At 66.9% G+C, this 12,050-nt stretch carries 11 protein-coding genes; 7 read left to right on the top strand and 4 right to left on the bottom strand.

Going from position 1 to position 12,050, the window contains the following annotated elements; genetic code table 11:
* Positions 1–32 precede the first annotated feature (32 nt).
* A complete protein-coding gene (locus tag ASG77_RS10045; protein WP_056344621.1) occupies positions 33–1,709 on the top strand; it encodes an AMP-binding protein in 1,677 nt (558 codons plus the stop codon).
* Positions 1,710–1,806: 97 nt separating this feature from the next.
* Here the strand turns inward: ASG77_RS10045 and ASG77_RS10040 are convergent, their stop codons facing one another.
* On the bottom strand, positions 1,807–2,229 hold the full coding sequence (locus ASG77_RS10040) for an ester cyclase (RefSeq protein ID WP_056344618.1): 423 nt from the start codon (positions 2,227–2,229) through the stop codon (positions 1,807–1,809).
* Positions 2,230–2,423: 194 nt separating this feature from the next.
* On the opposite strand from ASG77_RS10040, the gene ASG77_RS10035 reads away from it, so the two are divergent.
* Complete coding sequence (locus ASG77_RS10035; protein WP_056344615.1) at positions 2,424–4,106, top strand: LuxR C-terminal-related transcriptional regulator; 1,683 nt, start codon at positions 2,424–2,426, stop codon at positions 4,104–4,106.
* Positions 4,107–4,124: 18 nt separating this feature from the next.
* Here the strand turns inward: ASG77_RS10035 and ASG77_RS10030 are convergent, their stop codons facing one another.
* From ASG77_RS10030 to ASG77_RS10020, 3 genes are all read right to left on the bottom strand, one after another.
* Entirely contained in the window at positions 4,125–4,928 is an 804-nt protein-coding gene (locus ASG77_RS10030; RefSeq protein ID WP_056344612.1) for an ABC transporter permease, read from the bottom strand.
* Complete coding sequence (locus ASG77_RS10025) at positions 4,928–5,896, bottom strand: ABC transporter ATP-binding protein (RefSeq protein WP_056344609.1); 969 nt, start codon at positions 5,894–5,896, stop codon at positions 4,928–4,930. Before ASG77_RS10025 ends, ASG77_RS10030 begins: the two co-directional genes overlap by 1 nt.
* A gap of 95 nt (positions 5,897–5,991) precedes the next feature.
* Positions 5,992–6,975: a DNA-3-methyladenine glycosylase family protein gene (locus tag ASG77_RS10020; protein ID WP_056344606.1), complete on the bottom strand. Its 984-nt coding sequence runs from the start codon at positions 6,973–6,975 to the stop codon at positions 5,992–5,994.
* A 131-nt stretch (positions 6,976–7,106) separates the two neighbouring features.
* Here ASG77_RS10020 and ASG77_RS10015 point away from each other — a divergent pair, with 131 nt between their 5' ends.
* The 5 genes from ASG77_RS10015 to ASG77_RS09995 all read left to right on the top strand — a co-directional run bounded on the left by ASG77_RS10015 (position 7,107) and on the right by ASG77_RS09995 (position 11,994).
* The gene (locus tag ASG77_RS10015) at positions 7,107–7,499 is read left to right on the top strand and encodes a VOC family protein (protein WP_056344604.1); all 393 of its coding nucleotides are present in this window, start codon (positions 7,107–7,109) and stop codon (positions 7,497–7,499) included.
* Positions 7,500–7,542: 43 nt separating this feature from the next.
* Complete coding sequence (locus tag ASG77_RS10010) at positions 7,543–8,928, top strand: cystathionine beta-synthase (RefSeq protein WP_056344601.1); 1,386 nt, start codon at positions 7,543–7,545, stop codon at positions 8,926–8,928.
* A gap of 13 nt (positions 8,929–8,941) precedes the next feature.
* Entirely contained in the window at positions 8,942–10,105 is a 1,164-nt protein-coding gene (locus ASG77_RS10005; RefSeq protein ID WP_056344599.1) for a cystathionine gamma-synthase, read from the top strand.
* A gap of 78 nt (positions 10,106–10,183) precedes the next feature.
* Entirely contained in the window at positions 10,184–10,672 is a 489-nt protein-coding gene (locus ASG77_RS10000) for a winged helix-turn-helix transcriptional regulator (RefSeq protein WP_056344597.1), read from the top strand.
* On the top strand, positions 10,669–11,994 hold the full coding sequence (locus ASG77_RS09995) for an MFS transporter (protein WP_056344595.1): 1,326 nt from the start codon (positions 10,669–10,671) through the stop codon (positions 11,992–11,994). Before ASG77_RS10000 ends, ASG77_RS09995 begins: the two co-directional genes overlap by 4 nt.
* Positions 11,995–12,050 lie beyond the last annotated feature (56 nt).

Here is a 12,050-nt window from a genome sequence, read left to right as displayed (position 1 = left end):
CATTGCCGGGGGCCAGGCGGTAGCGTGCCAGCATGCGCGCTTACACAGCCGGGGACACTGACGTCCCGCTCCTCGACGAAACCATCGGCCAGAACTTTGAACGGGTGGTGGCCCGGTTCCCCTTCCACGACGCGCTGATCGAGGCCGCGCCGGTCCCGGGCGCTGACGCCCGCCGCTGGAGCTACACGAAAATGAACGACGACGTCGATCGCCTCGCGCGTGCACTGCTCGCCTCGGGGGTGGCCAAGGGGGACCGGGTGGGCATCTGGAGCCCGAACTGCGCCGAGTGGACGCTGCTGCAGTACGCCACAGCCAAAGCCGGTGCCATCCTGGTCAACGTGAACCCGGCCTACCGCAGTCACGAGCTGGAGTTTGTGGTGAAGCAGAACAGCATGCGGATGCTGGTGGCGGCACCGTCGGACCGGAACAGCGACTACGTGGGGATGGCCCGCCTGGCGCTCGCCGGATGTCCTGACCTCCGGGAACTGGTGTTCCTGCCGGATTACGGCATGGACGGGCTCGACGCCGGTGACCCCCAAAGTGACGGGGAGCTGACCTACGCCGAGCTGCTCAAGCGGGCTGACGCCGTCGGCCATTCCGGCCTGAAGGCGCGCATGGCGGACCTGGACCCGCACGATCCCATCAACCTGCAGTACACCTCCGGGACCACCGGCTTCCCCAAGGGCGCAACCCTGACGCACCACAACATCCTGAACAACGGCTACTCCATCGGTGAGCTCCTGGGCTACACCGAACACGACCGCGTGGTGATTCCGGTGCCGTTCTACCACTGCTTCGGGATGGTGATCGGCAACCTGGCCGCGCTCAGCCACGGCGCGGCCACCATCATCCCCGGCCGCGGTTTCACGCCGGCGGCGGCGCTGGAAGCGGTCCAGGATTTCGGCGGGACATCGCTGTACGGCGTGCCCACCATGTTCATCGCGGAGCTGGCGCTGCCGGACTTTGCCTCCTACGACCTTGCCACGCTCAGGACAGGCGTCATGGCGGGATCGGTGTGCCCCATCGATGTGATGAACCGGGTGATCTCGGAGATGCACATGGTGGATGTGGCCATCTGCTACGGCATGACCGAGACCTCCCCGGTTTCCACCATGACCCGGAACGGTGACACGCTGCAGCATCGCACCGAGACTGTGGGCCGCACCATGCCGAATCTTGAAAGCCAGATTGTGGACGCTGGCACCGGCGAGGTGCTGGAGCGCGGCGAGATCGGCGAGCTGTGCACCCGGGGTTACGCCGTGATGGCCGGGTACTGGGACCAGCCGGACAAGACCGCGGAAGCCATCGACGCCGACCGCTGGATGCACACCGGCGACCTCGCCCGGATGGACAACGAGGGCTACGTAGTGATCGAAGGCCGGATCAAGGACCTGGTGATCCGCGGCGGCGAAAACATCTACCCGCGCGAGATCGAGGAGTTCCTGTACAGCCACCCGTCCATCCAGGACGTGCAGGTGATCGGGGTGCCCGATGCCAAGTACGGCGAGGAACTCATGGCCTGCGTCATCCTCACGCCGGGCGCGGAACCGCTGGACGCTGCTTCAATCGCGGACTTCTGCCGCGGGAAGCTGGCCCACTACAAGATCCCGCGCTACGTGGATGTCCGCGAAAGCTTCCCCATGACCGTTTCCGGGAAGATCCGCAAAGTGGAGATGCGCGAGGAAGCCGTGGCCCGCCTGGGCCTCTGACGCGCAGCGTCCCACAACCGGGGCCGCAAGTGTCCGTTCGCGCTGTCTGAGCCCCCTCGTTGAGCGCGAACGGACGGTTAAGCCACCGCTCCCCGGCTCAGGGTGCCGGGGTCACCCCAAGCTGCGCCATGATGCCGGCTGCATCGTAGTAGCGGCGTTCCTCCGTGACTTCCCCGTCAGCATTGAACGTCGAGAAGACAGCCGCGTTATTGATGAAGGAATTTCCGGTGGCGGCAATCTCGCCGCCGGGCGATGCCAACGGTCCCTGATGCGTCCCGCGCAGGGTGTACTCGGCTGCGAACGTCCCGCCGTCCTGGAACAGGGGCCCCACGGTGAGACTGACGTCCGGGAAGGCCCGCAGGAGTTCCACCATGTCCTGCTCAACGGCGTCCCGCCCCTTCAACGGCTGCGGGTAGAGCGGGTCGTGGACAACCGCGTCCGCGGCATAGGTTGCGGCGAAGGCCTTCGCATCATGAGAGTTCATGGCGTCTACTGACTTGGCAATTGCGTCTGCACTCATCGTTTGCTCCTTTATTGGTCCTGTTGTCCGTTGTTCGAGACAACTTCAGACTGCCCGGCTCCAAGGCCAGGCGGATGGGTCAACTGACCCATTTTGTGGCCTATGCCGGCGGAGCCCACCAGGCGGATCCGGGGCGGCCCGCGCCCGTAGTTCCGTCCCTAGAGAACGGCAGTGTCAAGTGCTCTAATTGAATCGTGGCGCTGGAGGAAGTGACAGCGAGAGGCTACGCGGCACTGGAAGCGGGGCGGTGGGTGGATGCGCGCGCCGCTTTTGAGGAAGTCCTCGCGGGCACCGGATCGCCGGGCGCGCTCGCAGGCCTGGGCGACGCCCTCTTTTTTCTCGGCGACCTCGGTGAAAGTGTCCGCTGCCGTGAGCGCGCCTACGCTGCCAGCCGCCGTGCCGGCAATGTTCCGGAAGCCATCGATTCCGCTGTGTGGCTGTGCCTTGTCTACGGGATGTCCCTCGGCAACGAGGCCGCGGCGCGGGGCTGGCTGGCACGCGCGGAGAGCATGGCCGGGCCTGACGACCGACTGTCCCGGGCCTGGCTTGATTTCTGTGCGGCGCTGCTGGCCACGGACGCCCATCACTGTCGCGACCTGATCGAGCGCGCGCTGGCCACGTCGCATGAATTGGGCGACCCGGACCTCGGCGTCTGTGCCCTTGCCGAGCGTGGCGTTGTCCTGGTCAAGGAGGGAGAAGTCCAGGCCGGGCTTCGCTGCGTGGACGAGGCCATGGCCAGCGCCCTGGGTGGCGATGGAACGACGTTCTACACAGTGGTCATGGCGAGTTGCTCGATGCTGACGGTCTGCGACCTGCTCAGCGACCTCGGACGGGCTACCCAGTGGTCGCTGGCTGCAGATGACTACATGCGGACCTACGGCTGTCCATACCTTTACGCTCAGTGCCGGATGGTCCACGGCCGTGTGCTCCTGCTGACGGGTCATTGGGCCGAAGCCGAGGCCGAGCTGCAGCGCGCGGCGGCGAGTACCGAGGACGTCTTCCCCGGTATGTACCACAGGGCCGTCGCGAGCCTCGCCGATCTCCGTGTGCGCCAAGGTCACTTCGACGAGGCCAAGGCCTTGATTGAGAGGATCGGCGCTCCGGTCGAGACCAGCCTGGTGGCGGCAGGACTGGCACTCGGAAGCAACGAACCGGCCGCGGCCGTGGCCCTGGCAGAGCGCTGGCTTCGTTCGGAAATTGAGGGTACCGGCGACGTCGTTCCTCCACTGCACGCTGGCGGGCACCGGACCTCCCTGGAGACAGCGAGCGCACGCAGCCTGCTGGTGGAGGCACAATTGGCAGCAGGAAATCCTGCCGCTGCTGCAGTGCTCGCCGAGCACCTTGGCGACCTTGACGCCAGCGCCGGAGGACTACGCCTGGTGTCCGCGCATGCCGCCCTGGCCAGAGGCCGGGTTGCTGCCGCCGAGGGCCGGCTGGAGCCTGCCACGGGCTACTTTGAAGACGCCCTCAAATGGTTCGGCCACTTGGAACTTCCGCTGGAAGCCGCGCGCACGCGACTGGAACTTGCGCGTCTTTTAGCCCAAGACCAGCCCACGCTCGCCATCTCCGAAGCCCGCGCTGCACTGTCAGCGCTTGACAAGCTGGGGGCGTCCCATGATGCCGATACGGCAGCGGCACTGTTGCGATCGTGGGGCGCCGGGGGCCGGTCCGTTCCCCGCGAGGCAGGCATTCTCACCCGGCGAGAGCATGAAATCCTGGGGCTGCTGGTGGAGGGCTATTCAAATCCTGAAATTGCGGTGCAGCTGTTCATCAGCCACAGAACGGTGGCCCACCACGTAAGCAGCGTGCTGGAGAAGCTCGGCCTTCGCAACCGTGCTGAAGCCGCTGCTTACGCCGCCCGCCTGGGCTCTCACTGATGCTGCTGGGCAGGGGCCCTAATTGATGTTGCGGTTGATGGCCCGCACACCCACTACAAGTCCGACGGCGGCCGTCACCGATGCGGCGAGGAGGCCCAGGAGCGTGTCGGTCCCGACGCTGCCGGCGAACAGTTCGCGCTCGGCGTTCACCAGGTAGGTCAGGGGGTTGAAGAGGCTGGCGGTCTTCATCCAGTCCGGTCCGGCCTCGATGGGCAGCATGATGCCGGACAGGATCATCAGCGGGAAGAGCAGCGTCTGCTGCACGCCCCAGAAGATCCACTCCTTGTTCTGCGAGACCAGAGCCAAGGCGTAGGAGAGGGCGCCGAGCCCGATCCCGAAGATCCCCAGGATGACCAGGCCGAACAGCACATGCAGCGGGTAGAACACAAAGCCGAACGGGATGCAGACCAAGGCGATCAGCAGACCCTGCACCACCAGCGGTGCCCATTCCTTCAGCGCCCGCCCGATCATCAGCGACGAGCGGGAGAGCGGCGTGGCCAGGATCCGCTCATAAGAACCGGTCATCAGCTCGTACTGCAGGTTGGAGCCCGTCATTGACGTGCCGAACAGGGCAATCATGACCACGACGCCGGGCAGGAACCACTGCAGCGTGGACTGGCCGCCGAATGCCGGTGCTCCCACTGCCGCGCCGAGCAACGGGCCGAAGAGGCCCAGGAACACGAGCGGCTGGAGCAGCGAAAAGACCAGCGAGAAGGGGTCCCGCAGTGGCAGCAGCATCTCGCGCCAAAAGACGAATCTGGTGTCATGCAGGATCTGGACCAGGCCTGGCTTTTCCAGGACCTCGGTGCTTTGCACAGCCATCAGCGGTTTGCTCCTTCCCGCAGGTTGCGGCCGGTCAGCTCCAGGAACACGTCGTCCAGGGTCGGCGGTTTCAGCTCCAGGGACTGGGCGGGAGCGCCGGCGTCGTTCATCTGTTGCAGCAGCACCGGCGCCAGCCGGGCGCCTTCGGTGAGCCGGAGGCGGAAGCGGACTACGCCGTCGTACGAGTTTTCGTTGACCTCACCGCCCGCGGCGGCCCGCCTCAGCAGCCCGCGCACACCCGCGGCGGAATCTGCCGCCACCTCGACGGCAAGCAGGTCACCGGCCAGGTTGGCCTTCAGCCGGGCGGCCGTGTCATCGGCGATGATCTGGCCATGGTCGATCACAATCACGCGCTCGGACATCGAATCGGCCTCGTCCATGTAATGCGTGGTCAGGACGATGGTGGTGCCGTGCTCGGCGCGCAACCGCATGATGTGGTTCCACAGGTTCGCCCGGTTCTGCGGGTCCATGCCGGTGGACGGTTCATCCAGGAACAGCAGCCGCGGGGAGTGCATCAGCCCCAGCGCCACGTCCATCCGCCGCCGCTGCCCGCCGGACAGCTTGACCACGGTGCGTTTGGCGAGGTCGGCCAGGTCCATGGACGTGAGGAGCTCCTGTGCCCGGGCAGCGGCATCCGTGGAGTTCATACCGTAGAAGCGGCCCTGCATGATCAGTTCGTCGATGACCCGGAAGCTGTGGCCGCCGCCGTTGCCCTGGCCGATGTAGCCGATCCGGGCGCGTACTCCGGCCGGGTCCGCTGCGACGTCCACCCCCGCGACAGTTGCCGTGCCGGAAGTGGGCCGGAGCAGCGTGGTGAGCATGCGCAGGGTGGTGGATTTTCCCGCACCGTTCGGGCCAAGGAACGCCACAAGCTCGCCCGGGGCAACATCGATGTCGACTCCCTTGACGGCTTCTACCGTTTCCTTCTTGACGGTGAATGTCTTGGTCAGTTTGTCGGTGTGGATCATGGGTGACTCCAGAGAATGCGGAATTCCGGGGCTCTGGTGCGGGCTCCATGGCGCCACGCTATACCCATCCGCGGCCCGAGTCCACGGCGGAACCGTCAGTGCCGGCGGTGGTCCTGGATGGTCATCCGCGGCCCGAACGTCGGTTTGCGGAAGCCGCTCAGGCCGATCATCCGGACCACCCGCTGCCGGTGCCCCGTCCACGGCTCAAGCAAGGCCAGCATGCCGGCGTCGTCGGTCCGGCGGCCGGTGAGCGCGGCGCCCACATAGGCGGCGAGGTGGTAGTCGCCCACCGCGATGGAGTCCGGGCAACCGTGGGTCCGCTGCACTACTTCGGCCGCGGTCCACACCCCGATACCGGGAATCACCTGCAGCTTTGCTGCCGCCTCCGCGGACGGAAGGGCGGCCAGCCGTTCAAGCGCGACGGCGGATCGCAGCGCCCGCATAACGGTCGCCGAACGCTGGGGCCCCACGCCGGCCTGGTGCCATTCCCACGAGGGGATGCGCAGCCACTGCTCCGGGGTGGGCTGGAGGCGGAGCCCTTCCGGCGCCGCGCTTCCGGCCGCCGGAGCCGGCGAGCCGAACCGGTACATCAGGTACCGGTAGCCGCGGCGGGCCTCAATAACGGTGACCTTCTGCTCGAGGATAGTGGGCACGAGGCAATCAACCACCCGCCCGGTGGAGGGCAGCCGGACAGCCAGGTTCCGGCGTCGGGCGTCACGGACCATCCGGGGGAGCGTGGCATGGAAGTCCGGTTCGTCAAACGCTGACCAGTCGTCCCCGGCGCCCAAGAGCCGGGGCACGCCGGCGAGTCCGGCGGCGGAACCGGGACCCCAGGCCTGCGCGTCAACAGCGGCGTCAACAGCCCTATCTGCAGCGGCGGTGAGGCGCAGCGTGACCGGGCCGTCCGGCGTCGTAAACGCCGTCCATAACCCGTCCGGCCCGAACGAAAACGACGGATCTCCGGTACCCCGCAGGAGAGTGCCCAGCGTCTGGTGCAGGCTGTACGGGCCGTCCGGATGCCAGCGCAGGGACGCATCCGCGGCGGCGGCAAGCCGGGCGGGGGCGTCAAGGATGGTCATGTATTCATGGTCCCACGGTGGGCTGACAAGGTAGCTTCCGGAGCCCCTTACAGACCAAAGATGCCAGGACTAGACTCCATCGTGTGGCGCGTGGAGTCCGCGCCTTCCCCTCGCATTCAAAGGAGCATGCTGTGGCTGGAGTTGTGCATTTCGAGATTCCCTCCGATGACAAGGAACGCGCCAACACCTTCTACCAAAGCGCGTTTGGCTGGACCCTGACCCCCATGCAGGAGATGGACTACACCATCGCCATCACCACCCCGTCGGACGAACAGACAGGTCTGCCAAGCGCGCCAGGGGCCATCAACGGGGCCCTGTTCCCCCGCACGGACAACCTCAAGACCCCCATCATCACCATCGATGTGGAGGACGTGGACGCCGCGCTGGCGCAGGTCGAATCCGCTGGAGGTACTGTCGCCCAGGCCAAGGACGCCGTTCCGGGAATGGGCTATTATGCCTATTTCAAGGACACCGAAGGCAACACCATGGGCCTCTGGCAGACAGATTCCTCGGCAGGGAGCTGAGCCCCGGGCAGGACCTGCGGCGGCAGGCGGTAACTTTGTACCTATGAAGTACGCGCAGTCCGTCCTGGACCTCATCGGTAACACGCCGCTCATCAAGCTCAACCACGTGACGGAAGGCCTCAAGGCAACTGTCCTGGTCAAGCTGGAATACATCAATCCCGGCGGGTCCATCAAGGACCGCATCGCGGTGAAAATGATCGAAGAGGCCGAACGGACGGGCAAGCTCCTGCCCGGCGGGACCATCGTTGAGCCGACGTCGGGCAACACCGGCGTGGGCCTGGCGCTCGTCGCCCAGCAAAAGGGCTACAAATGCATCTTCGTGGTGCCGGACAAGGTGGGCGAGGACAAGCGCGCCGTGCTTCAGGCTTACGGCGCCGAGGTAGTGGTCACGCCCACGTCCGTGGCCCCGGACAGCCCGCAGAGCTACTACAGCGTCTCGGACCGCCTGGTCACGGAAATTCCGGGCGCCTACAAGCCCGACCAGTTCTCCAACCCGGCCGCCCCCGGCAGCCACTACGAGACCACGGGGCCGGAAATCTGGCAGGACACGGACGGCCGGGTCACGCACTGCGTGATCGGCGCCGGCACCGGCGGCACCATCACGGGCACCGGCCGGTTCCTCAAGGAGATCTCGGCGGACCGTCCGGAGGCCGACGGCGGCCGGGTCAGGATCATCGGGGCGGACCCCGAAGGTTCGGTCTACTCCGGCGGTACCGGGCGCCCGTATTTCGTCGAGGGCGTGGGCGAGGACATGTGGCCGGCCAACTACGACAAATCCGTCCCGGACGATGTCATTGCCGTCTCCGACGCCGATTCCTTCGCCATGACCCGGCGTCTGGCCCGCGAGGAAGGGCTGCTGGTGGGCGGCTCGTCCGGCATGGCGGTGGTGGCTGCGCTGCAGACCGCCCGTGACCTCCCCGAAAGCGCCGTAGTGGTGGTCATCCTCCCGGACTCCGGCCGCGGCTACCTCGCCAAGATCTTCAACGACCAGTGGATGCGTTCCTACGGCTTCCTCTCCGGCGGCGAGGAAGCGTCCGTGGGCGAGGTCATCAAGTTCAAGACCGGCGAGCTGCCGGACCTGGTCCACATCCACCCCAACGAGACCGTCCGCGACGTCATCAACATCATGAACGAGTTCGGTGTCAGCCACATCCCGGTCCTCTCGCAGGAACCGCCGGTGGTGATGGGCGAGGTCCTCGGCGCCGTGGACGAACGCACCCTGACCTCCAAGCTGTTCCGCGGCGAAGCCAAGCTGACGGACAAGATCTCCGAGCATATGGGCCCCAGGCTGCCGGTCATCGGCTCGCTGGAAACCATCTCCGCAGCCCGCGAGCTGCTCTCCGACGTGGACACCGTGATGGTGACGTTCGTCGGCGCCCCGGTGGGAATCCTCACCCGCCACGACCTCCTTGCCTACCTCAGCAACTAGCTAAAGGAACTCCATGTCTGTTTCTGAAAACCAGGGTTTCAACACGCGCGCCGTCCACGCCGGCCAGGCCTTCGAGCCCCGCACCGGCGCCGTGGTTCCGCCGGTGCACTTCAGCTCCACCTACGCCCAGGACGGCATCGGCGGGCTCCGCGACGGCTACGAATACGGCCGTGGCACCAACCCCACGCGCGACGCCCTGCAGGAGCAGCTCGCGGCACTCGAAGGCGGAAGCCACGCGTACTCCTTCAGCTCCGGCCTCGCGGCGGAGGACTCCCTGATCCGGGCGCTGACCCGGCCCGGCGACCACATTGTGCTCGGCAACGACGCCTACGGCGGCACCTACCGGCTCATCAACCGCGTGCTCGGCGACTGGGGGATCGGCAACACCCCCGTGGACATGGCTGACCTGGACGCGGTGCGCAAAGCCGTGGCCGCGAACAAGACCCGCTTCGTCTGGGTGGAGACGCCCTCCAACCCGCTGATGAAGATCACCGACATCGAGGCGCTCGCCGCAATAGCACACGACGCCGGGGCCCTCCTCGTGGTGGACAACACCTTCGCGTCGCCCTACCTGCAGACCCCGCTCGCCCTGGGTGCCGACGTCGTGGTCCACTCCACGACGAAGTACATCGGCGGGCACTCCGACGTGGTGGGCGGCGCCATCGTGGTCAACGACGCGGACCTCGCGGAGAAGATCGGCTTTGTGCAGTTCGCGGTGGGTGCGGTGTCCGGCCCCATGGACGCGTTCCTCACCACCCGTGGCCTGAAGACACTCGGCGTGCGCATGGACCGGCACAGCGACAACGGCCAGGCTGTGGCCGAATGGTTGCTCGGGCGCCCCGAGGTGGAGGCCGTCCTGTACCCGGGCCTGCCCTCCCACCCCGGCCACGAGCTGGCGAAGAAGCAGATGAAGAAGTTCGGCGGCATGGTGTCCGTCCAGTTCAAGGGCGGAGAGGCGGCGGCCCGCACGGTCGCGGAAAACACGCAGGTGTTCACGCTGGCGGAATCCCTGGGCGGCATCGAATCGCTGATGAACTACCCCTCCGAGATGACCCACGCATCGGTCAAGGGCACGGAACTGGCTGTTCCGGTCAACCTGATCCGGCTGTCCTGTGGCATCGAGGACGTGGAAGACCTCATCGCCGACCTCGAGCGCGCCTTCACCTTCCTCAAGTAGCGCCGCGCTCCGGTAACACCGCGCTCGCCAACCAGAGGCACCCTGGCTTTCTTCAAGAAAGTTAGCTAGGGTGCCTTTATGGTTCTCCGCTCCGACTGGTCCCAGCGCAACTGCAGCATGGCACGAGGTCTCGACATTTTGGGTGACCCCTGGAGCATGCTGGTGCTCCGCGAGGTCTTTTTCGGCAACGGGCGCTTCGACGCAATGAAGGCCCGGCTCGCCGTCGCGGACTCGGTGCTCACCAGGCGCCTGGCGGGTCTCGTGGAGTCGGGGCTGCTTGAGAAGAAGGCGTACGACGACGGCGGCCGCCCCCGCCAGGAGTACGTCCTGACTCCTAAGGGTGAGGACGCCCTCCCGGTCCTGAACGCCGTGGTTATGTGGGCGGAAAAGCACCTCCCGGCACCTTCTGACCAGGCCCACATGTTCGTCATCCACTCCGGCTGCGGCCAGCGGACCGGCTCCGCGGACACCTGCACCGGCTGCGGGGAACGGCTCACGGCCGCCAACACCAGCTGGCACAGTCTCACCCGGACGGACGCCCCCGTCCAGCTGGCCACGGCCGCATGAGTGCCACCGAAACCACGCGCCGCCGGCGACTGCACCCCGCCTGGATCGTCGCGGCCGTCGCCTTCCTGGCCCTCGTGGGCGCCGCCGGATTCCGGGCCGCCCCGGGTGTCCTCATGGTGCCGCTGCAGCAGGAGTTCGGCTGGTCCACCACCGTCCTGTCCGCGGCCGTCAGCATCAACCTGGTGCTGTTTGGCCTGACCGCCCCCTTCGCCGCGGCCCTGATGGAACGGTTCGGGATCCGGGCCGTCACCGCCACCGCCCTGGTGATGATCGGCGCCGGCAGCGCGCTCACGGTCCTGGTCACCCAGTCCTGGCAGATCCTCCTGACCTGGGGACTGCTGATCGGGCTCGGCACCGGCTCCATGGCGCTCGTCTTTGCCGCCACCATCGCCAACACCTGGTTCTCCAAGAGCCGGGGCCTGGTGATCGGCATCCTGACCGCCGGCAGCGCCGCGGGCCAGCTGGTCTTCCTGCCGTTCATCGCCATGCTGGCCCAGGATCCGGGCTGGCGGCAGGCTTCGCTGCTGATCGCCGCCGGCGCGCTGGCGGTGGTTCCGCTGGTGCTGAAGTTCCTGAAAAACTCACCGGCCGACGTCGGCGCCTTGCCCTACGGTGAAACGGCACCTGAGGAGGGAACGGCCGGGTCCCCCGCTATGGCACCTGACACCGTGGAAAGCGGGCGCAGCAGCAACGCCGCAGTGCGCGCCCTCCAGGTACTCAAACGGGCCAGCAGAGTACGGACCTTCTGGGCGCTCGTGGCCGGTTTTGCGATCTGCGGGGCAACCACGAACGGGCTGATCGGCACCCACTTCATCCCCTCTGCCCACGACCACGGCATGCCCGAAACCACCGCTGCCGGGCTGCTCGCCGTCGTCGGGATCTTCGACATTCTGGGCACCATCGCCTCCGGCTGGCTGACCGACCGCTACAACCCCAAAATCCTGCTGGCCGTCTATTACCAGTTCCGGGGGATCGGCCTGCTGGTGCTGCCGCTGCTCCTGAGCGCCACCGTCCAGCCGAGCATGATCGTTTTTGTGGTGATCTACGGCCTGGACTGGGTGGCAACCGTGCCGCCCACCGCGGCAATCTGCCGGAAAACGTTCGGCGCGGACGGCAGCGTGGTGTTCGGCTGGGTGTTCGCGGCCCACCAGCTGGGCGCGGCCGCTGCTGCCCTCGGCGCCGGCGCCATCCGGGACGCCACCGGCCAGTACACCTACGCCTGGTTCGGCGCGGCCGCCATGTGCACCATCGCCGCCGTGATCAGCGCGACCATCCGCAAGGACGCAGGCGCCAAGGAACCCGTCCCGGTCGGAGCTGCGTAACCCGGTCCGGAACGCGTCGAGATGGCACTTCGCGGCAGTCGCGGCCTGACCTTGCC

Source organism: Arthrobacter sp. Soil762, from assembly GCF_001428335.1.
Lineage (GTDB): Bacteria > Actinomycetota > Actinomycetes > Actinomycetales > Micrococcaceae > Arthrobacter.
The sequence above is the reverse complement of the archived record's forward strand: the minus strand, read 5'-3'. Positions and strand labels throughout refer to the sequence as shown.

Coding starts and splice junctions, on each gene's coding strand:
- ASG77_RS10020 (WP_056344606.1), bottom strand. CDS start 6,975: ATGACCATCCTTGACGCCCCCGCCCGGCTTGCCGCCGCCGCGGATGCG.
- ASG77_RS10045 (WP_056344621.1), top strand. CDS start 33: ATGCGCGCTTACACAGCCGGGGACACTGACGTCCCGCTCCTCGACGAA.
- ASG77_RS10010 (WP_056344601.1), top strand. CDS start 7,543: ATGAAGTACGCGCAGTCCGTCCTGGACCTCATCGGTAACACGCCGCTC.
- ASG77_RS10025 (WP_056344609.1), bottom strand. CDS start 5,896: ATGATCCACACCGACAAACTGACCAAGACATTCACCGTCAAGAAGGAA.
- ASG77_RS10040 (WP_056344618.1), bottom strand. CDS start 2,229: ATGAGTGCAGACGCAATTGCCAAGTCAGTAGACGCCATGAACTCTCAT.
- ASG77_RS10005 (WP_056344599.1), top strand. CDS start 8,942: ATGTCTGTTTCTGAAAACCAGGGTTTCAACACGCGCGCCGTCCACGCC.
- ASG77_RS09995 (WP_056344595.1), top strand. CDS start 10,669: ATGAGTGCCACCGAAACCACGCGCCGCCGGCGACTGCACCCCGCCTGG.
- ASG77_RS10030 (WP_056344612.1), bottom strand. CDS start 4,928: ATGGCTGTGCAAAGCACCGAGGTCCTGGAAAAGCCAGGCCTGGTCCAG.
- ASG77_RS10000 (WP_056344597.1), top strand. CDS start 10,184: ATGGTTCTCCGCTCCGACTGGTCCCAGCGCAACTGCAGCATGGCACGA.